21 protein-coding genes are annotated in these 19,903 nt (G+C 70.2%); 9 read left to right on the top strand and 12 right to left on the bottom strand.

All coding sequences use genetic code 11. The features are described from left to right. Positions 1–32: 32 nt before the first annotated feature. Positions 33–878: a sigma-70 family RNA polymerase sigma factor gene (locus tag ACWFR3_RS18140; RefSeq protein ID WP_453735572.1), complete on the bottom strand. Its 846-nt coding sequence runs from the start codon at positions 876–878 to the stop codon at positions 33–35. A gap of 106 nt (positions 879–984) precedes the next feature. On the opposite strand from ACWFR3_RS18140, the gene ACWFR3_RS18135 reads away from it, so the two are divergent. From ACWFR3_RS18135 to ACWFR3_RS18125, 3 genes are all read left to right on the top strand, one after another. After that, positions 985–1,173: a hypothetical protein gene (locus ACWFR3_RS18135; protein ID WP_453735571.1), complete on the top strand. Its 189-nt coding sequence runs from the start codon at positions 985–987 to the stop codon at positions 1,171–1,173. Then, positions 1,170–1,532 carry a DoxX family protein gene (locus tag ACWFR3_RS18130; RefSeq protein ID WP_453735570.1) on the top strand — a complete coding sequence of 121 codons (363 nt, stop codon included), beginning with the start codon at positions 1,170–1,172 and terminating at the stop codon, positions 1,530–1,532. The genes ACWFR3_RS18135 and ACWFR3_RS18130 overlap by 4 nt, the downstream gene beginning before the upstream one ends. 289 nt (positions 1,533–1,821) lie before the next feature. Next, on the top strand, positions 1,822–2,733 hold the full coding sequence (locus ACWFR3_RS18125; RefSeq protein WP_453735569.1) for a calcium-binding protein: 912 nt from the start codon (positions 1,822–1,824) through the stop codon (positions 2,731–2,733). Between the two features lie 68 nt (positions 2,734–2,801). On the opposite strand, the gene ACWFR3_RS18120 is transcribed toward ACWFR3_RS18125, so the two are convergent. From ACWFR3_RS18120 to ACWFR3_RS18105, 4 genes are all read right to left on the bottom strand, one after another. Beyond that, positions 2,802–3,365: a dihydrofolate reductase family protein gene (locus tag ACWFR3_RS18120; RefSeq protein ID WP_453735622.1), complete on the bottom strand. Its 564-nt coding sequence runs from the start codon at positions 3,363–3,365 to the stop codon at positions 2,802–2,804. 47 nt (positions 3,366–3,412) lie between these two features. Further along, complete coding sequence (locus ACWFR3_RS18115) at positions 3,413–4,267, bottom strand: metalloregulator ArsR/SmtB family transcription factor (protein ID WP_453735568.1); 855 nt, start codon at positions 4,265–4,267, stop codon at positions 3,413–3,415. A 121-nt stretch (positions 4,268–4,388) separates the two neighbouring features. Continuing rightward, positions 4,389–4,940 (bottom strand): TetR/AcrR family transcriptional regulator, encoded by a 552-nt coding sequence (locus ACWFR3_RS18110; RefSeq protein ID WP_453735567.1) that lies wholly within the window; start codon positions 4,938–4,940, stop codon positions 4,389–4,391. 10 nt (positions 4,941–4,950) lie between these two features. After that, positions 4,951–5,532, bottom strand: a complete 582-nt coding sequence (locus ACWFR3_RS18105) for a sugar O-acetyltransferase (RefSeq protein WP_453735566.1) — start codon at positions 5,530–5,532, stop codon at positions 4,951–4,953. Between the two features lie 139 nt (positions 5,533–5,671). On the opposite strand from ACWFR3_RS18105, the gene ACWFR3_RS18100 reads away from it, so the two are divergent. Next, a complete protein-coding gene (locus tag ACWFR3_RS18100; RefSeq protein ID WP_453735565.1) occupies positions 5,672–6,193 on the top strand; it encodes a hypothetical protein in 522 nt (173 codons plus the stop codon). Positions 6,194–6,215: 22 nt separating this feature from the next. On the opposite strand, the gene ACWFR3_RS18095 is transcribed toward ACWFR3_RS18100, so the two are convergent. The 4 genes from ACWFR3_RS18095 to ACWFR3_RS18080 all read right to left on the bottom strand — a co-directional run bounded on the left by ACWFR3_RS18095 (position 6,216) and on the right by ACWFR3_RS18080 (position 10,971). After that, positions 6,216–7,508, bottom strand: coding sequence for a phthiocerol/phthiodiolone dimycocerosyl transferase family protein (locus tag ACWFR3_RS18095; protein ID WP_453735564.1), 1,293 nt, complete (start codon positions 7,506–7,508; stop codon positions 6,216–6,218). Next, complete coding sequence (locus ACWFR3_RS18090; RefSeq protein ID WP_453735563.1) at positions 7,505–8,158, bottom strand: GOLPH3/VPS74 family protein; 654 nt, start codon at positions 8,156–8,158, stop codon at positions 7,505–7,507. Before ACWFR3_RS18090 ends, ACWFR3_RS18095 begins: the two co-directional genes overlap by 4 nt. 97 nt (positions 8,159–8,255) lie before the next feature. After that, positions 8,256–10,181: a S9 family peptidase gene (locus tag ACWFR3_RS18085; RefSeq protein ID WP_453735562.1), complete on the bottom strand. Its 1,926-nt coding sequence runs from the start codon at positions 10,179–10,181 to the stop codon at positions 8,256–8,258. Between the two features lie 127 nt (positions 10,182–10,308). After that, on the bottom strand, positions 10,309–10,971 hold the full coding sequence (locus ACWFR3_RS18080; protein WP_453735561.1) for a TetR/AcrR family transcriptional regulator: 663 nt from the start codon (positions 10,969–10,971) through the stop codon (positions 10,309–10,311). Positions 10,972–11,133: 162 nt separating this feature from the next. Here ACWFR3_RS18080 and ACWFR3_RS18075 point away from each other — a divergent pair, with 162 nt between their 5' ends. Beyond that, complete coding sequence (locus tag ACWFR3_RS18075) at positions 11,134–11,949, top strand: methyltransferase domain-containing protein (RefSeq protein WP_453735560.1); 816 nt, start codon at positions 11,134–11,136, stop codon at positions 11,947–11,949. Positions 11,950–11,974: 25 nt separating this feature from the next. Here ACWFR3_RS18075 and ACWFR3_RS18070 read toward each other — a convergent pair whose 3' ends face one another. Next, the gene (locus ACWFR3_RS18070; protein ID WP_453735559.1) at positions 11,975–12,781 is read right to left on the bottom strand and encodes a methyltransferase domain-containing protein; all 807 of its coding nucleotides are present in this window, start codon (positions 12,779–12,781) and stop codon (positions 11,975–11,977) included. A gap of 441 nt (positions 12,782–13,222) precedes the next feature. Here ACWFR3_RS18070 and ACWFR3_RS18065 point away from each other — a divergent pair, with 441 nt between their 5' ends. The 4 genes from ACWFR3_RS18065 (at position 13,223) to amaB (ending at position 18,811) form a co-directional block, all read left to right on the top strand. After that, complete coding sequence (locus ACWFR3_RS18065; protein WP_453735621.1) at positions 13,223–14,389, top strand: alanine--tRNA ligase-related protein; 1,167 nt, start codon at positions 13,223–13,225, stop codon at positions 14,387–14,389. Between the two features lie 220 nt (positions 14,390–14,609). Further along, entirely contained in the window at positions 14,610–15,803 is a 1,194-nt protein-coding gene (locus ACWFR3_RS18060; protein WP_453735558.1) for an NAD(P)/FAD-dependent oxidoreductase, read from the top strand. Positions 15,804–15,840: 37 nt separating this feature from the next. Continuing rightward, the gene (gene hglS / locus ACWFR3_RS18055; protein ID WP_453735557.1) at positions 15,841–17,238 is read left to right on the top strand and encodes a 2-oxoadipate dioxygenase/decarboxylase; all 1,398 of its coding nucleotides are present in this window, start codon (positions 15,841–15,843) and stop codon (positions 17,236–17,238) included. 40 nt (positions 17,239–17,278) lie between these two features. Further along, positions 17,279–18,811 (top strand): L-piperidine-6-carboxylate dehydrogenase, encoded by a 1,533-nt coding sequence (amaB, locus tag ACWFR3_RS18050; protein WP_453735556.1) that lies wholly within the window; start codon positions 17,279–17,281, stop codon positions 18,809–18,811. 20 nt (positions 18,812–18,831) lie between these two features. On the opposite strand, the gene ACWFR3_RS18045 is transcribed toward amaB, so the two are convergent. Both ACWFR3_RS18045 and ACWFR3_RS18040 read right to left on the bottom strand, forming a co-directional pair. After that, positions 18,832–19,191: a hypothetical protein gene (locus tag ACWFR3_RS18045; RefSeq protein ID WP_453735555.1), complete on the bottom strand. Its 360-nt coding sequence runs from the start codon at positions 19,189–19,191 to the stop codon at positions 18,832–18,834. Positions 19,192–19,243: 52 nt separating this feature from the next. After that, the gene (locus tag ACWFR3_RS18040) at positions 19,244–19,711 is read right to left on the bottom strand and encodes a hypothetical protein (RefSeq protein ID WP_453735554.1); all 468 of its coding nucleotides are present in this window, start codon (positions 19,709–19,711) and stop codon (positions 19,244–19,246) included. Between the last annotated feature and the right edge of the window lie 192 nt (positions 19,712–19,903).

Below are 19,903 nucleotides of genomic sequence, written 5' to 3'. Positions count from 1 at the left end.
AGGGCACGCGGCAGTCCTCGGCACCTGTCGCCTCACGCATACGTTGTTGACGACATGGTGAATGCCGTAGGCGCGGAGACTCGATAGATGTCGATCCGGGCGACTCGCCGGTCTCTGGTGGTCATGTCGATGACTGCGAGCAGGTGACCGCCGGGGGCGATGGCATGGACTCGCCTGCCTGTGACGAGCACCGCTGTGCTGGCTCGGATTCGTTCGGCGAACAGTGTTGTCTCCTCGGCGATGGCTGAGGCGCCGGTGACGACGGTTGGTGTGCCTGGCGGGACAAGGGCGCTGTCGGCGGTGCGCACGCAGTCGTCGGTCATCAGGTCGAGCAGGCGGTTGATGTCGCCGCCGGCCGCCGCGGCGATGAACGCGTCTACGACCGCGCCTTCGACGGTCGTTGCAGGACCGGGTCCGGGTGCGGTGTGTTCGATCCGTCCGCGGGCCCGGCTCGCGTGCTTCTTTGCGTTGACGGTGCTGGTGCCGAGAGTCTGCGCTACCTCCTGGAACGGGACACCGAACAGGTCGTGCAGCACATAGGCGACCCGTTGGGAGGGCGTGAGCCGGCCGATGACCACCATCAGCGCGCGAGAGATGTTCTCGCGCCGCAGGTAGTGCTCGTCCGCCGCAAGGCTGTCTGCGGGGATCATGTCCGCGAGCAGGGGTTCCTCGCGACGACGGTTGCGTGTTCGTAGTTGGTCGAGGCAGACCCGGGTGAGAACCGTCGTCAACCACGCCGCGGGGTTGCGCAGCGCACCGGCTTCGGCGGTCGTCGCCTTGATCCAGGTGCTCTGCACGGCGTCTTCCGCGTCGCCGATGGATCCGAGCAATCGGAACGCGATCGCGGTCAGCTGCGGCCGGGCCGCTTCGAACTCCACAACAGATACCACCAGGTGTCACCTTTCCGCGGCGGGAGACGTCGGGACGGACGAGACCACCAATCTCGCATCCGAACCCCACCACCAGACGAGGAGATACCTGCTGATGAGCGTACACACCACCCGGTTCCGCACCGCTTCCCGACGGGTCCGCGCAGTGACCGCGCAGCTCGACGCGGAGTTCACCGTGGCGCATGCCGCAGCACTGCGGGGAATGCGGCGCACCGCGCTCCGGGACATCGGCCACGGCCCGGCACCGTGCTCGTACACGGTTGCGGGAAGGTGCAGCGCATGACGACAGTCCTGTTCGTCGCCACGCTCATGTGCATCGTGGCGGTCGTGTCCATCGCGCTCGCTGACTACGCCAAGGCGGGGTTCGTGTTGAAGAACTCGGCCGAGGTGCACGTTCCCGCCACCGCACTGCCTTACCTCGCGTCGGTGAAACTGGCCGGGGCGATGGGTCTCGTCCTCGGGCTGTCCGGTGCGCACTGGCTCGGCCTCGCGGCCGGCGCCGGTCTGATCCTCTTCTTCACCGGTGCCGTATTCGCCCACATCCGAGCACGTGTCTTCTACAACATCGCCTTCCCCGGGCTGTACTTGCTCCTCGCGGTAGCGACCGGCGCTTACATGGTCCACCTGGCGGTCGGATCATGACTCACGTGACGGCACCTGAAGAGCAAGCCGACCGGAAATTTGGTATTGACTGCGCCGAGTCACTCACGCCGGAATCTGCCGGCCCGCCTTATGAATTTCAGCCGAACCACGCGTTACGGGGAATTTGCACGCTACCGATGAAAAGTCAAACACCCCTGGCCAAACGGCACTTGGCGACCCGTTGCATAAATCTGCGAGGTCACCCCGCACAAGCCGGATTGCAACCAACCGCAATCCCCGGAGGTCACCGTGGTTGCAAGTACCACGTACGCCTCATGGAGGTTTTGCAATGCCCTCTCAAAACGTCAGCCGCCGGGTATTCCGTACGGCGTCGGCAGTGACGCTGGCTTTCGGTACGGCGCTGGCCGCTCCGCTCTTCCTGGCGGGGGCCGCCGCTGCCGCGGCGCCGGAGGCGACCGCCGCGTTCAGCCCGGCCGATCACGCGATCCTCTACACGGCCGCCACCGGACAGACCAACAAGGTGACCGTCACCGCGTCGATATCCGACGGCTCCGAAGAGATCACCTACGTGATCGACGACGCCGTCCCGGTCAGCGCGGGCGACGGCTGCTCGTATCCCGACAGCGCGGACCGCACCAAGGTGTCCTGCACGGTCGCCACCCTGGAGACCCAGGACCCGTACGCCACGCTGAAGTTGGTCCTCGGGGAGGGCGACGACAGCTTCGCCTACGACAACGCCACCGACCAGACCTACTACTTCGCCTCGGCAGACCTGGGTGACGGCAAGGACACCGCGACGCAGTCCGGCAGCGTCGACGGCAACTCCGTCAACGGAGGCGCGGGCGACGACAACCTCAGGGTCGGCGAGTACGGGGTGGTGCGCGGCGAGGACGGCGAGGACACCCTCCACGCCGCAGGAGGCAGCATCGCGCAGGGCGGCAACGACACCGACACGATCTACTCGGAAGGTGACGAGAGCGCTGCCGACGGCGGCGCGGGCAACGACGTGATCCAGGGCGGCGCCCAGAGGCAGAACCTCTCCGGCGGAGAGGGCAACGACACGATCCGCGGTGCGGCCGGCGACGACTTCCTGTACGGCGGCAAGGGCAACGACACCCTGTACGGCAATGACGGCAACGACACGATCTACGGAAACAGCGGTGACGACAAGCTGTACGGCGGCGCGGGCACGGACACCCTGTCCGGTGGCCCCGGCACGAACGTCGTCCACCAGGACTGACGCCGGATGACGTCCTCGGGGGTACCGCGCGATCAGCCGTGCGGTCTCCCCCGGGGGCGACGGCGTGCTCAGTGGAGCCGGTCGTAGACGAGGGCCAGCGTGCCGTGCTCGCCTGCCGTCTGGCTGACGAGCGCCCACTTCCCCGCGGGCAGGCCGTCGTCGAAGAGGCGCGGCCCGCCGCCCAGGAAGAGCGGGAAGACCGTCAGTGCCAGCCGGTCGACCTTGTCGGCCGCCAGCAGCGCCTTGATGACGCTGGCACTGGAGAGCACGAGAATGTCGCCTCCTTCGGTCGCCTTCAGGTCTTCGACCGCCTCGGCCGTCGGCTTGTCGACGATCGTCGTCCGCTCCCACGGTGCTTCGCCCAGAGTCGAGGACAGGACCACCTTCTCGGCGTCCACGAGCCACTTCGCGAATGCCTCGTCACGCGGGTCGGCGCCCTCCATACCGATGACGGTGGGCCAGAAGCCGAGGAAACCCTCGGCGTTGACCCGCCCGAGCAGGGTCGTCGTGGCGGATTCCCAGAGGCTGGTGAGGTGGTCCCGGGCGACGTCGCTGTGCGCGTACGGCATCACCCAGCTCATGTCCTGCGGGTTGTCCGGCGCGGCGTAGTGGCCGTCGAGGGAGAGGCTCATGTTGGTGACGACCCGGCGTCCCGCGGTGTGCTGCTGCTTCTGCTCGGTCACTTCGCGCTCCTTGTGTGGTCTGAGTCGTGCGAGTCCGTGGCGATGACTGCCGCGAGCTTGTCGAGGCTCTGGCCGAAGCCGATCTCGATGCCTGCGATGAAGTCCGCGGAGTCGACGGTGCTGTCAGTGATGCGCCAGTGGGCGTCGAGTTCCGTACTGCCGGGGCCGGACACTGGCCTCAGGCCGAGGTCGACGTGGGCGGTGAAAGCGGTGCCGCCGTCGGGAAGTTGCGGGGAGAGCCGGTAGGCGAGGTGCTCGCCGGGGCGTACGACGTCGACCACTCCCTCCGCGCGCCCGGCGACCGCGTCCGAGCCGTCGGTGTCCTCGGCGTCGCGGTACTCGTGAACGATGCGTCCGCCCTCGCGCGCCTCGAAGACGATCTCGGAGACACGGAGGTCGTCGGGCGTCCACCACCGGGCCAGCAAGGTGGCATCGGTCAGGTGCCGCCAGACCAGTTCGGGGCTCCCCGCCAGCGGTCGCCGGAACCTGAACGATCGGCCGTCGGCCCACCCCGACTCCTGCGCCGCGAGCCGTTCCGCATGGACGCTGACCCCGTAAGCGTCGTAAGTCGCGCGCGGGCCACCGTCCTGGTCAGCGGTGTCGGCGACCCGGTTGAGCTCGCCGGCCAGGTCCCGCAGTGCGGCGGACCGGAGCGCGTAGACGCGGCGCTGGCCGGTCCGTCGGGAGGTGACGACGCCGGCGCGCTCAAGGATCTGCAGGTGCTTGGTCGTCTGCGGCTGTCGCGCCTCGGCGAGTTGCGCGAGAACCCCGACGGGCCGGGGCCGCTCGGCAAGGAGGCTGACGAGCCGCCAGCGTGCCGGGTCGGCCAGTGCGGAGAGGAGTGCGTCCATGAGATCTAGTATTCGCCGCTACGAATATTCGCGTCAAGGAATATCTCAGAACCGGTGCGACCAACGCCTGTGGGAGCGCGGCGTCAGGTCCGCGCGCCCACAGGCTGTCCGGTGGCCGCCGCTATGCGGCGGCGGTGGTGGTGATGCGCCTGACCGCTTGGATCGTCAGTTCGCGGCCGTGCGGTGCGCCGTCGAGCGCGCGATGCAGGGTGAGTCCCTCGATGAGCGCGTCGAGTTGGCGGGCGGTGTCCGGCTCGAAGTGCTGTTCCAGCAGGTCCCGGCTGCGGGCCATCCAGGCCCCGGTCAGCTCCCGGTACTCCGGGCGCCGTGCGGCGAGGGTGTAGAGCTCCTGGGTGAGGATCAGGTCGCGCTGAGGACCATCGGAGAGCGCATGGATGAGGTCGGTGACGGCCTCCCGGGCCTGTTCGGGGCCCTCGACACCGCCCAGGTGGCGTTCGAAGACGGCCACGATGTGACCTGCGAAGAGGGTGAAAGCTTCGCGGAGCAGGTCGTCGATGCCGGTGAAGTGGTACGTCATCGAGCCCAGCGGCACGGCGGCTCGCGTGGCGATCTTGCGGTGGGAGACACCCGCGACGCCCTCGTCGGCGATGTGGTCGAGGGTGGCGGCGAGGATGCGCTCGCGCCGCCGGGGATCCGCGTGTCCGGTGGCCATCGCGGGAGGCCTAGAGGCTGCGGACGGGGCGGGCGGGATTCCCGACGGCCACGACATCGGCGGGGATGTCCTTGGTGACCACCGCTCCGGCGCCGATGACGCTGTTGTCCCCGATGGTCACTCCGGGGCAGACGATGACACCGCCGCCGAGCCAGACGTTGTCCCCGATGGTGATGGGCAGCGCGGCCTCCAGCTTGTCGCGCCGGGGCTGCGGCTCCACCGGGTGGGTGGGGGTGAGGAGTTGGACGTTGGGCCCGATCTGGCAGTCCTCGCCGATGGTGATCCGGGCGACGTCCAGCGCGGTGAGCTGGTAGTTGACGAAGGTGCGGGCCCCGATGCTGATGTTGCTGCCGTAGTCGACGAACAGGGGCGGCCGCACCTCGGCGCCCTCGCCCAGCGAGCCGAGCAGTTCGGCGAGGACCGGCCGGGCCTTGCCGGGGTCCTCCAGGCATTCGGCCTGGTAGCGGGCGGCGAGCCGCACGGCACGCTGCTGCCTGCGGGCGATCTCCGGGTCGTCGGCGATGTAGAGGTCGCCCGCGAGCATGCGCTCCAGGTTGGTGCGCGGGTCGTCGGCAAAGTAGTCGGTCGGCATGCGTACGATCGTACACTCCGGAAGGTACGAACGTACGCTCTGTGCACGGCGCCCGCTCATAGGCCCGTATCGGCGGGGTACCAGGTAGCGACAGCGGTATCCGGTATCCGTATTCGTCGAATCCGAGGAGGTACGTGCCATGCGCGCCTTCAAGCGCTGGCTCGACCGCAGTCTGGCCGCGCAGGCGGTCGTCATCTTCGTGCTGGGCGTGGGAATCACCGCGCTGTTCCGCCGGAACGAGCATCCGGTCGTGTGGGTGATCCAGGGCATGCTCTACACCGCCATCGCCGTCACCATCGTGGCCGTGCAGCGTCGCAAGGCCGGCCGCGCCGCCGGCACCGACGCGCGCGGGGCCGCCGACCTCAACCGCAAGATCCGGCACCGCGAGGTGCCGAAGGACCCCGACGAGCGGGCGAGCATGCGACGGCTCGTCGCCGCACACCTGGGACAGATGGAGCGGGCCCGCCGGTGGCTTCCCTACTGGCTGGGCGCCATGGGCCTGGTCGCCGTCGGCATGTTCGTCCTGGGGGCGGCCACCGGCTCACTGATCTTTCCGCTGGTCTTCGGGGTCGCTCTGCTCGCGTTCTGCTGCTGGGTCCTGTGGATGCGTCGCCGCACCCTCGACCGCTGCCGCTACATGCGCGCTTCCCTGCAAAGCTGAAGGCCGGGCCTGCCATGCGGTGTCATGAACGCTCGGCGCACGCCTCGGCCAGTACCGCGCCCGTCTCCGGGACGAGCCCGGCGACGGGATCGTGGGTCAGTTCCGTCATCCGCAGCCGACCGCCGGCCGTGACGACGCCGAGGACGTGCTCGCCCCGCATCTGAGTGATCTGGGCGGGCCCCCACAGAGCGGAGAGCATGCTCGCGCTCCGGTCGCCGGGGTGGACCACTCCGAGGTTGGTGATCTGGATGTCGGCCGCCGTGGCTGCGGCCATCATCGCCTCGGCTTCGGCGGAGTTCGACGGAGCGTGCTCCGCCAGGGCCGCAGCACCGGCCTTGAGCGCGTGCGGTGTGCGCTGGGCGGAGAGCGATGCGCCGGTATCGCGAGCGAGCGTCCAGAAGTCGTTCTTGGCGTCCGCGGCACTCCCCGTCCGGGCGCCCGCGAACCGGACCACCACTTCGTCGGGCAGGTCGGCCGCGCGGCGCAGGTCGACCGGGCTCAAAACCCGCACGAACTCGCGCCCGCGCCGGTGCAGCACCGTCGCGGCCGCCGCGCAGAGCGCCGCGTGGACGGAAGCGCGTTCCTGGCGGCAGCGGCGGACGAGCCGCGCGGTCAATCCCTGATCCAGGGCGAGGGCGTCGACGTACGGCCTGCGCCCGGCGAAGGGCCGGAGCTCGCCGACGGCGCTCATGCGCTCGTCGTCCTGTGAGGGTGTGCCGGCCGCCGCGTCGCCCTCGTCCGCCGCTCCGTCGGTTCGGGCGAGAAGGTCCTCCAGCGCCCCGGGAACGCCGCCCGGCGCCAACTCCGCACCGCCCAGGGCCTCCACCAGGTCCAGCAAAGCCCGCAGGCCGCCGATTCCGTCGGCTACCTGGTGGGCGAAGGTGAGCACCACGGCGCACCCCGACTCCCGCGGGACGAGCACGGCACGTGCCAAGGGCCCTGGTGACGCGGGGATCTGCCGCGTCTGCTCGACGGCTACGACGGATTGCCACGGCGTTCCGTCGGCAACTGTCTCCAGGGGTATGGGTGCTTCCGATGCACGGAAGACGGCCTCGGGTGCAGTGCGATCGACCTCGACGCCGAGCAGCGGATGGCGCTTCTGCAGCGTGGCCAGGGCCGTGGCCAGCGCCCTCTCCGGCGCGGGGCGGTCCACTTCGGCGACCAGGGAGAACTGGACCGGGTTGCGATGCATGTAGAAGTCGATGGTCCGCTCGAATGCGCCCAGCGGCCGCACGATGCGGCCCTGACTTGTCGTCATGTCGTCGGTGCTCCATGTCATGGCGTCGGTCCTCGATGACGTCTCGTCGGTGCTCAAGCGCCCCAGCCTCCGCCCACTGCCCTGCTCGCCAGGTACGAGTCGCGCAGCGCCTTGCGCAGGCCGGGAACGGCCTTGTCGTACTGCGCCGCGAGCGCCTTGAGCGCCTGCTTGTGCTCGCGGCGCTCCTTCCCGCTGAACACGGTGGTGACCTCGACTTCGACCGCGAAAACGGCCATGGTCAGTTCGTCCGTCGGGATCGTCGACGGGTCGAACCCGCTGAACACGGCGTTGCGCACGCGTTCCTGCAGGGCGAGCACCTGCTGCGGCTCATTGACGGTGATCCGGTCGACGCCGACCAGGCCGAGGCGCTTCTCGTGCTGGACCGTGATGGCCCCCGTCTCGGCGAGCTGCCTGCGGATGGGCTTCTCCGCGGTGTGGGCCTTGTTGTGCACGAACTGGAGCCAGCGCTTGGGCTTCTCTTCGGGTACGTCACTCCACACCTCCGCGAGGAAGGACTCGCCCGGCGGCCCGGCGGGCAGCCGGACGACCTTGCCTCCCTCGGCGCCGAGCAGCCCGTCGAGGGTCAGCTGGGTCAGCGCGGCGGCGCGCAGCAACTGGCCGCGTCCCTGGAGGTTGGTGAGCTCGAACTTGCCTTTGTCCACGGTGTAGCAGAGCAGGTAGAGGCTTTGGGGCAGCGTCAGGTCCATGTCTCTTCCTCAGGATGTCGGTGTCACGACCGGGCCGGACCGAGCGGACCGGACCTGGCGGGTCGGATCGAGTGGGTCAGACCGGTCGGGCGGGCCGTCAGTTCGTGTCGGCTCGTGCGCCGAGGTGGCGGGCGAGGAAACGGTCGGCCGCGCGGTACATGTCGATGTTGTTCTCCGGGTTCACGAAGCCGTGGCCCTCGTTGTCCTTGACCATGTACTCGACCTCGACGCCGCGGGCTCGCAGCGCGTCGACGATCTGGTCGGACTCGGCCTTGACGACGCGGACGTCGTTGGCGCCCTGGACCACCATCAGCGGTGTGCGGATCCGGTCCACCCGGCTCAGGGGTGAGCGCGCCAGCAGGTCTGCCTTCTGCTGCGGGTCGCTCGGATCACCGGCGTAGAGGAACCAGTTGTTGGCGAGCTGCGGTTTCGCGAACTCCGGGAGAGAGCCCAGGTAGGTCACGAGGTTCGAGATGCCGAAGGCGTCGATGGCGGCGGCGAAGACGTCCGGGGTGAAGGTGACTCCGACCAGGGCTGCGTAACCGCCGTACGAGCCGCCGAAGATGGCGACGCGCTCCCGGTCCGCGTAGCCCTGATCGACGGCCCAGTCGACGGCGTCGATGAGGTCGTCGTGCATCTTGCCCGCCAGCTCCCCGATGCCGGCCTTGAGGAACGCCTTGCCGTAACCGGTCGATCCGCGGAAGTTGACCTGCAGCACCGCATGGCCGCGGTTGGCGAGGAGTTGCGCGACGGGGTTGAAGCCCCAGCTGTCGCGGGACCACGGACCGCCGTGGACAAGGAGGACCAGCGGGAGGCCGCTCGGCTCCACTCCCACGGGCAGGGTCAGGTACGAGGGGAGGTCGAGGCCGTCGCGGGCACGGATCGTGACCGGTGTCATCGGGGCCAGGACCTCGGGGTCCAGGTGCGGGAAGGGCCGGAACAGCAGTCGGCTCTCGCCGGTGGTGTGGTCGTAGAAGAAGGTGGCCCCGGGGTCGCGGTCGTGGGTGAACCTGACGATCCAGCGCTGCCCGCTCGTGTCGGACGACACCGCGGCGAGGTCCCCGTCGGACAGCTTCTCCAGGTTCTCGAGGACCGCGGCGAAGTGCGGGTCCAGCGGGTGGATCACCTGTCGCTCGCCGAGGTAGCGCACACCGATCAGCTCTCCGGTGGCACGGTCGCGGATGAGCGGGGACGGCAGGGTGGGAAAGACGACGGCGCGCGTGTCGAGGTCGAACTCCGGGTGGCTGTCGACCTCGGTCTCCTCGCCGGTGACCAGGTCGAGCCGGACGATGCGGGTCCGGTCGGTGTCGCGGTGGGAGCCGATCCACACGCCGGACCCGTCGGGGGTGAGCTGGAACGGCGCGACGCCCAGCGGGTGATCGGTGCCGTCGAAGGTGGTGACCAGGCGCAGTGCGCCCGTCCCGATCTCCCACTGCGCCAGCTCGATGTCGCCGTCGGCCGTCAGGGTCTGGGCGTACAGATCGCCGCCGGGCGTGTACAGCCAGCCGGCGACGTGGCCCGGGTTCTCGGCCAGGACCGTCAACTCCCCGGTGGCGACGTCGGCTTCGTAGAGGTCGAACTCGGCGGGGTTCCTGCGGTTCAGGTGCAGGAGTGCCTTGCCAGGCCGGGAGACGGACATCTCGAATCCGGTGACCGTGGCTCCGGGGAAGGGGGTGAGGTCAACCGCCCTGGCTGCCGGGTCCTGCGAATCGACGTCGACGTTCTCCAGGTCGACGCGGTAGACGTGCCAGTTCTCGTCCCCGTCGCCGTCCTGCTCGTACAGCAGCCAGCGCGGGTCGTCGGTCCAGTGGTAGGTGTGCACGCTGCGGTTGTCGTCGGCGGTGACGCAGAGCGCCTCATCGCCCCCGTCGACGCTCTCCACCCATACGTTCAACCGCCCCTGCCACGGGGCCAGGTAGGCGATTCTGGTGCCGTCGGGTGATATCGACGCGTTGGCGCGGACCGGTGCGCCGAAGAAGTCCTCGACGGCGAGGTGCGGGACCTCGCGCGAGATTGCGGACATGGGGGATCTCCTCCCGGGTTCGCCGTGATGCGGTTCGCCGTGGTGCTGTTCGCCTTGCTGCGGTTCTCCGTACTGCGGTTTTCCGTGCTGGGGTTCTTCGCTGCGGTTCGTCTCGGTTCGGATGCGCTCAGGAGACGGGGTCACCGACGATGCCGCCGGTGGCCGTGCGGATCCCGTGGGCGTATCTCCGGGATACGGCCGTGATGTCGGTGAACTCCGTAAGATCGGCGCCGGTGAGGATGGCGGCGCCGATGTGCTCGTCGAGGACCCGTACGACGGCGGCGGCGGACGCGGCGTACATCCGGACGTCCAGATCACCGGCGGGTCTCCCCAGACGGCCGCCGATGATCACGCACATCTCCTGTTCCGTCTGGTCGCAGGCCATCAGCCACGCCGTGCGGATGGCCGGTTCGGTGTCGGCGAGCCGGATCATCTTCATCGCGAGCATCTCGTCGGCGAGGTCGACGGGCGGCTTGTCGTGGCGGAGTCTGGTCAGCTCCGTGACCAGATGGTCCTCCAGGGAGCTCTGCCGGGGCCAGCCGCGCAGCACGCTCAGCAGGGTGACGACGCCTTGCATGACGATGGGCTCGGCGCAGCTCTCCTTGCTGCGAAAGTGCCGCCAGATGGTGCGGGTGGACAGGCCCACGGCCTCCGCGATCTGGTCGCCGCTCGTACCGGCCACTCCCTGCTCCCAGAACAGCCGCGCGGCCTCGCGTGAGATCTCAAGGCGCAGCCGCGTGCGCCGCTGCTCGCTCATCCCTCCGCCGCTGCTGCGCTTTTCCGTCGCCATGGCGCCTTGCCACCCTTCTTTCCCGATGTCGTCAAACGACAGTATGTCACTAAGTGACGAGATGCAAGGGAGGCGGGCCGCCGAGAGCAGCAGCGGACAGGCGCAGCCGCCCGGCGGACGGCCCCCTGAGACGGGGACATGCCGGAGAGGGACAATCCCCACATGACGCACCCTGCACCGGACCCCCAGCGCGACGGCAGCTACCTCCTGGACAACGCGCAGTCCGAGGCGGGCACCCGCTTCGACGCGCTGAGCGAGCTCTTCGACCCCACCACCTTCCGGCACATCGAGGCCCTCGGGATCACCTCGGGGTGGCAGTGCTGGGAGGTCGGGGCCGGCGGCTCCTCGGTGGTGACATGGCTGGCCGACCGGGTCGGGCCGAGCGGTCGGGTCCTTGCGACCGACATCGACACCTCGTGGGCCTCCGAGGCGGCGGGAGGGGTCATCGAGGTGCTGCGCCACGACGTGGGCCGGGACGAACCGCCGGTGAGCGGCTTCGACTTCGTACACGCGCGGTTGGTCCTCGTGCACGTGGCCGACCGGGAAAAGGCTCTGCGCGCGATGGTCGGCGCGTTGCGGCCGGGCGGCTGGCTCCTGGTGGAAGACGCCGATCCGGCGTCGCAGCCGCTTATCTGCCTGGACGAGTACGGGCCCGAGCAGGCCCTGGCCAACAGGCTGCGGGCCGGATTCCGCTCGCTGCTCGCGGCTCGCGGCGCCGACCTGGCCTACGGGCGCAAGGTGCCCCGGCTGCTGCGGGAGGCGGGCCTGGCCGATGTCACCGCGGACGCCTACTTCCCGATCACGTCCGCGGCGTGCGACGTCCTGGAGGCGGCGACCGTCCGGCAGGTGCGCGACCGGCTGATCGAGGCGGGGCTCGCGACCGACGAGGAGATCGACCGGCATCTCGCGAGCGTCACGTCGGGCCGCCTCGATCTCGCCACCTCGCCGATGATCTCCGCGTGGGGCCGCAGGCCCTGAGTATCGGCGGGCCCGGTCCACCGGCTCAGGCGCCCGGCAGCGCTCCCGAGGCCAGGAAGAAGGTCACGGCGTAGGTGAAGCGTCCGGTGCGGACCGCGCGGTCGAACTGGGCCACGAACCTGTCCGCGTCGGCCGAGCCGAGGTGTCCGCGCGTGGCAGCGGTGTGCGCCCAGCCCCGCAGCCCCAGCACGTTGTCGACGAACTCGGGGTCCCGGACGACCAGCGTCCTGGCCTCCACCGTGACGTCCTGCAGCCCGCGGGCGGCCAGCATTCCGGGATGCCGGTGTGCCAGGGTGCCGTTGCGGAGGCCGGATTCGGCGCGGAAGCGCAGCACCCGGCCGGCGAGGGCCTGGTCCTCGATGTCGAGGACCTGGGTCGCGTAGTCGGGGTCGGCCAGCACGATGCGGCCACCGGGGCGGACCACGCGGACCATTTCGTCCAGTACCCGCTCCGGGTCGTCCACATGCTGCAGCACCCGGTCCGCCCACGCCCCGTCGAAGCATGAGTCGAGGAAAGGCAGCCGGTGCCCGTCCGCGACCGTGATGTACGTGAGGCCGCCTGTCCTCATCGTGCCGGCCATGGTCAGGGAGCTGTCCGCCACCACGACCCGGGCTCCGGACTCGGCGGTCAGCGCGAGCGCGCTGTCCCCCGCTCCGGCACCCACGTCGAGGAAACATCCGCCTCGGCGGGCCCGCAGGAGCTCGCGTAATCGCTGCTTGTACGCGCGGTAGAACGGCTCGGCGGCCAACCGCCGCAGGGTGTCCACGAGTTCGCCCGGTCGCGGCTGGCTGTCGACCGCCGCGAACGCGTGGGCGATGTGAGGGTGTCTCATGGATGGAACGTAGGCGCAGGCTCACCCTCGGGGCGAGGCTCGTGCCGGTCGCATACGGCGACCGGCGCAGATGGGGCGGCGGCCCGGCTCCTCCGCGGCCTGGCACCCCGGCACCTCCGCATCCGGCTCCTCCGCGCCCCGGTGGAAAACCAGGTGCCCCCGAGATCCGCGCGCGCTATCGTCGGCCCCATGAACGTCACCGGCCTGATCACCACCGCGACCGCGCGAGCGCCCAGCTCGCCGGTTGCCGCCGCCTGACGTACTTCCCTTTCCACCGGCGACCGGACACGGTCCGCCGGTGGTTTTCCGTTTTCCGGGGTGTTCCAGCCCCGGTTCCGGTGCGCGGACCCGTCGTCCGGTGCCTCCCCGCTGCACATGCGAAGGAGCCACCCCATGAATACCCCGATGAACACCCGGCCGAGCACCCCGCCCCGCACCCGGATGAGCACCGAAGACATCGTCCGCAGATTCGTCGAGTACTTCGAGGAGCGGGGCCACCGCCGGATCACCGGCTCGACGCTGTTGCCGCCGTCCGGTGACCCGGTGCTCTTCACCACCTCGGGCATGCACCCGCTCACCCCCTATCTGGAGGGCCGGCCCCATCCGCTCGGCAGGCGTCTGGTCAATGTGCAGCGCTGTCTGCGCACCACGGACCTGGAGGAGGTCGGTGACCCCACCCATCTGACCGTCTTCCAGATGCTCGGCACCTGGTCGCTCGGCGACTACGAGGGGCCGCAGAGCCTCGACTGGGGTTACCGGCTATTCACCGACGGGTTCGGCATCGATCCGGGTCTGCTGCACGTCACCGTCTTCGGCGGCGACGATCAGGTCGGCCCCGACACCGCCTCCCTGGAGCTGTGGCAGGAGCGCGGGCTGCCGGTGGAACTCACCGTCGAGGACAACTGGTGGTCCAACGGGCCGACCGGCCCCTGCGGCCCCGACTCGGAGATCTTCCTGTGGACCGGCGACACCCCACCGGAGTCGACGCCGACCGGTGACGACCGCTGGGTGGAGGTATGGAACCACGTGATGATGCGCCACCGCCGCCTCGACGACGGCTCCCTCGTGCCGCTCCCCCAGCGCAACATCGACACCGGACTCGGTCTGGAGCGGCTCGCCTCGCTGCTGCAAGGAGGGAGGTCGGTCTACGACTGCGACCTCTTCGAACCGTGGCGCCGGCTCGTGCCCGCCCTGTGGCCGCTGGACGAGACGTCGCTGCGGCTGGTCTGCGACCACCTCCGCTCGGCCATGGTGGTGATCGGTGACGGGGTACGCCCGGCCAACACCGGCCGCGGCTACGTGCTGCGCCGTCTCGTACGGCGCCTGCTCACCGTGCTGTGGCGGGAGGACTCTTCGCGCGAACTGGTCGACCTGCCCGGCGAGTTGGTGCAGCACACTCTGGGCCACTTCCGCCAGGACGTGGATCCGGACGACGTGCGCCGGGTGCTGCTCGACGAGGAGCGGCGGTTCAGGCTGCTCCTGGAGCGGGGACGGCAGGTTCTGGCCCGCCCCCGGTTCCGGGGTCCGCTGGGCGAGGAGGACCTCCACTATCTGCATGACACCCACGGTCTGCCGCGTGACCTGGTCCTGAGCTTGCGTCAGGGGTGAGAGGAACTTGCGGCAGGGGTGACGGGAGCTTGCGTGTGGGGTGACAGGAGGCTCGATCGCCCCCTAGAACCCGCGGTCGGGTTGCGTCACGATGACGGACAGCTAGCTGATCAGCGTCCCGTTACCGACGGCCCTTGCCGCGGCCGTGAACCGACGCGTCACAGGCTCGTCGGTTCACGGGTCGGTTCACGGGCGCCGGCCTCCGGAAGGGAGCGGCCCCTTGACCTCCGCATCGCGTCCGTCCAGTGCCCCCGCCTTCCGCGCTCTCCCGCCCTCCGCCGACGTCGTGATCGTCGGCGGGGGCGTGATGGGCGCCTCCATCGCCTTCCACCTCGCCGAGGCGGGGGTGCGTGACATCGTCGTCGTCGAGCGCGGCGAACTCGCCTGCGGCAGTTCCGGCAAACCGATCGGCGGCGTGCGCGCCCACTTCTCCGATCCGCTCAACATCGAGCTCGGAAACCGCAGCCTGCGCGCCTTCCGGGACTTCCCGCACCGGCCCGGCGCGGACATCCGACTGGACACCGTGGGCTATCTCTTCCTGCTCACCGAAGAGCGGCGGGAAGCGGAGTTCGCCGAGAGCGTGCGGCTGCAGAACAGCCTGGGCGTGCCGAGCCGCATGATCGACGCCCGCGAGGCCCGGCGCCTCTGCCCGTATCTGGGCACCGACGGCCTGGTGGCCGCCGTCCACTCCCCCGCCGACGGGCACGCCCGCCCCGGCCTGGTCGTGCACGGGTACGCAGACGCGGCCGAACGCGCGGGCACCCGCTTCGCCACCCGCACCCGCGTCACCGGCATGGACACCACCGGCGATCGCGTCAGCGCCGTGCACACCGACCGCGGCACCGTCGCCTGCTCCGCCGTGATCTGCACGGCGGGCGCCTGGTCCGCTCAGATCGGCGCCATGGTGGGCGTCAGTCTTCCCGTACGGCCCGTGCGCCGCCAACTGGCCTTCACCCAACGCCTCTCGCCGCCCGCACCGCGGATCCCCTTCACCATCGACTTCACCTCGTCGGCGTACTTCCACAACAGCGACGACGGACTGCTCTTCGGCCTCGCCGACCCGAGCCAGCCCGACGGCTTCGACACCACATGGACCCCGGAATGGCTCGACCTGTTCCGGGACGTCGTACGCCGCCGCGCCCCCGCCCTCGCCCGGATGCCGACCGCCGGAGGCTGGGCGGGCCTGTACGAGGTCACCCCCGACCACAACGCACTGATCGGCCGCTCCGGCGATGTGCCCAACTTCCTTTACGCCACCGGGTTCTCGGGTCACGGTTTCCTCCAGGCCCCCGCCGTCGGCGAGATCGTGCGCGACCTGTACCTGGAGCACGAACCATGCGTCGACATCGCGCCGATGAGCGCCGACCGGTTCCTGGCCGGGGCCGCGGCCCGCCCGGAAGCCCATGTCGTATGACCGCTCCCGTTTCCCGCATTCGAAAGGCAGACCTTCCATGATCAGCCAGTGGCAGCTGCGGGCCGCTTTCGCCGTACGGCTCTCGGAGATGTACGGGCGTGAAGTGCCCGCCTACACCACGCTCGTGGACGTCTCGCACGAGGTCAACGCGGACACCCTGCGCGCGCGGGGCGCCGACGCCGAACGGCTCGGCTCCATCAGCCGCGTCACCGCGGAGCGGCACGGCGCCATCCGCGTGGGAACCCCCGCCGAACTGCGCGACGTCGCCCGGATCTTCGGTGCGCTCGGCATGCGTCCGGTCGGCTTCTACGACCTGCGTGAGGCCGCCGCGAGCGCGGTCCCCGTCGTGTCCACGGCCTTTCGACCGGTGACCCCCGAAGAGCTGGCGCGCAACCCCTTCCGCGTCTTCACCTCGCTGCTCACGCCCGCGGACCCGCGCTTCTTCGACGCCGGTCTGCGCTCCCGCCTGGAGACGTTCCTCGCAGGGCGCGAGCTGTTCCCGCCGGAGCTGCTCCACCTGGCCGACCGCGCCGAGGCCGAGCACGAACTGCCCGAGGCCCAGGCCATCCGCTTCCTCCATCTCGCCGTCCACGCCTTCGAGTTGTCCGCCGAGCCGATCGACCAGGCCTGGTACGAGGAGCTGAGCAGGGTCTCCGCGGTCGCCGCGGACATCGGCGGTGTCCGCTCCACCCACATCAACCACCTCACCCCGCGCGTCCTGGACATCGACGAGCTGTACCGGCGGATGACCGACCGCGGCATCGAGATGATCGACACCATCCAGGGCCCGCCCGGCTGGAAGGGCCCCGACCTGCTGCTGCGCCAGACGTCCTTCCGCGCCCTGGCCGAACCGCGCGCCCAGCGCCGCCCGGACGGCAGCATCACCCGCGGCGCCCTGCGGGTGCGCTTCGGCGAGGTCGAAGCCCGCGGCATCGCCCTCACCCCCGCGGGCCGCGCCCTCTACGACCGCCTGCTCACCCTCGTCGACGACGAAGCCGCCCGGCACCCCGCGGCCGACCGCACCGAACTGGCCCGCACGCTGTGGACCGCGCACGTACCCGCCACCGAGCGCGAACTCGCCGCGCAGGACCTGGCCTACTTCACCTACCGCGCCGCACCCGAGCGCCCCCGCGACGGGACCCGCCCGCCGTCCACCATCGGCGAGTTGGAGAGCGGCGGCTGGGTCCAGGCCGAACCCGTCGTCTACGAGGACTTCCTGCCCCGCTCCGCCGCCGGCATCTTCCAGTCCAACCTCAGCGGCGAGGGCTCCCGGAACGCCGGGCAGGAAGGCGCCGCGTACGACAGCGAATGGCTCTCCGGCGCCATCGACCGTGAGGTCCTGGACCCGTACGCCCTGTACGAGCACCAGCAGAGCCTCTCGATCGTGCAGGCAGGCCGCGAACTGGGCCTGGACCTCGACGGCGCGCGCCGCTGACGCTTCCACCCCCGCACGCACACCTCACCCAGGGAGCACCATGACCGGCACCACCACCCTGCCCACCACCGACGACCTGCGCACCCGTGCCCGCGCGAGCCTGCGGCGCGTAGGTGTGAGCGTCCCGGAGGGCAGCGGCCTGCGGGCGCGCACGCCCATCACCGGCGAGGACCTGTTCGGCCTGAGCGCGGCGACCGCCGCCGATACCGAGGACGCCGTCGCCGCCGCCCGCGAGGCGTTCCTCGGCTGGCGCACCACCCCGGCCCCGCGCCGTGGTGAACTCGTGCGCCGCCTGGGCGAGTTGCTGCGCGAGCACCAGAGCGACCTGGCCGACCTGATCACCATCGAGGCGGGCAAGATCCGCTCGGAGGCGCTGGGCGAGGTCCAGGAGATGATCGACATCTGTGACTTCGCGGTGGGTCTCTCGCGCCAGCTCTACGGCCGCGCCATCGCCTCCGAACGGCCCGGCCACCGCCTCGCCGAGACCTGGCACCCGCTGGGCGTGGTCGGGGTGATCTCCGCGTTCAACTTCCCTGCCGCGGTGTGGTCATGGAACACCGCAGTGGCGCTGGCCTGCGGCGACTCCGTGGTCTGGAAGCCGTCCGAGCTGACCCCGCTGATCTCGCTGGCCTGCGACCGGCTCCTCGCCCGGGCCGCGGAGGAGGTCGGCGCCCCGCGCGACCTGCACCGGCTCCTGCTCGGCGACCGCACGGTGGGCGAACGCCTCGTCGACGACCCGCGGGTGGCTCTCGTCAGCGCGACCGGCTCCACCCGTATGGGCCGCGAGGTGGGCCCGCGGGTGGCGGCCCGCTTCGGGCGCAGTCTGCTCGAACTCGGCGGCAACAACGCCGCGGTCGTCGCGCCGTCGGCCGATCTCGACCTCGCGGTACAGGGCATCGTCTTCGCCGCCGCGGGCACGGCGGGACAGCGCTGCACCACGCTGCGCCGTCTGATCGTCCACCGGGACATCGTCGACACTCTCGTCGCGCGCCTGACCGCCGCCTACACCAAGCTCCCCATCGGCGACCCGTTCGACGAGAACACCCTGGTCGGCCCGCTCATCTCCCCCGCGGCTCTGGACGGCATGCAGGACGCGCTGGCGCGCGTGCAGGCGCAGGGGGGCAAGATCCTCGCCGGGGGCAACCGGCGCCTGGCGGACAGGGCGCCGCAGGCCGCGTACGCCGAGCCGGTCCTCGTCCGCGTCGGCGAACAGACCGACGTCGTACGCCAGGAGACCTTCGCCCCCATCCTGTACGTCCTCGCCTACGAGACCCTGGAGGAGGCCATCGCGCTGCACAACGACGTCCCGCAGGGGCTCTCCTCCAGCATCTTCACCCGCGACCAGCAGGAGGCCGAGCTCTTCCTGTCCTCCGAGGGCTCCGACTGCGGCATCGCCAACGTCAACATCGGCACGTCCGGCGCCGAGATAGGAGGCGCGTTCGGCGGCGAGAAGGAGACCGGCGGCGGGCGCGAGTCCGGCTCGGATGCGTGGCGCGCGTACATGCGAGCCGCCACCAACACCATCAACTACTCGGGCCGCCTGGCCCTGGCCCAGAACGTCAGCTTCCTCTAGGGCCGCCAACGGGCGGCGTTTCAGCTGGCCTTGTACTCGTCCAGGGTGGCCTGCGCCTTCGCGCGGGACTGGGCGGTGAAGCAGTCGGGGTTCTGCTTGATGAGGTAGGCGCGTGTGCGCACGGTGAGGAGCCAGTCGTCCTGGTCCGAGTACTCTTCGGTCTGGATACGCAGGATGTCCCCCCGCATCTTCTCGGCGAGTTTCTCCAGCTTGGTGCAGTCCTCTCCGACCGTCTCGTCGCCGCCCGTCGCGGCGGTCCGCCCGGTCAGGAACCCTCCGAGGCCGAGCACCACCGAGGCCAGCACAAGACAGAGGACCATCCAGATATTGGGGCCTCGTCTCGCGGTCGAGTCAGGTGTCTGCGCCGTGCTGTTTTCCATGATCCCCCCACTGTGATGTGCGGGGATCTTACAGCCGGCGGCCCGGGCCTCCTCAGGCGATCCAGCGGTCGACGCTTCTATGCCGCCCGAGCCCCACGGCCGCGAACTCGTCCTGCCCGCTGCCCGCCACGGCACCGAGCCGCCGCAGCGCCTGACTGATCGCACTGCCTTCGGGCGGGAAGTGCTGGTCCTCCGGTACCTGGAGAGGCCCCAGGACGACGGCGCCCTTGTCCCAGACGACGGCCTGCTGCTCGCCCATGCCGCCGAAGTACTCGGCTTCCACGTAGGCCACCGGCCCGGCAGTCGACCAGGAGGCGAGTGTCCGCGCGAAGCCTTCCGGCAGCCGCCAGAACCCCAGAGCATCCGATGCGCGGCCGTCCGCGACGGAATCGAAGAGCGCGTCCGTCATCGGCATCAGCGACAGCCCCTGCCCGATCGGCACCAGCCGAGCCTCCGGCAGATCCCTCGCCGCTGCGCGCAGCAAGTCGCCCGCGATCACCGCTTGTAGGCCGTATGCCACCCCAACGCCCCCTCCACCAGCTGTTTATGGCCACATCCTGCCGTATCGCAGCACATCCTGGCGTACGACCGGCGCCGAACCCGGACGCACGGAGCGACTTTTGTCAGATGCGTTGACGAACCAACTACCGGCTCCTAGCTTCGAGTCGCCGCGGTTCGTATGTCATATACGAGACGCGGTATGCCATACGCG

The organism is Streptomyces sp. NPDC055189, assembly GCF_053606765.1.
The sequence above is the reverse complement of the archived record's forward strand: the minus strand, read 5'-3'. Positions and strand labels throughout refer to the sequence as shown.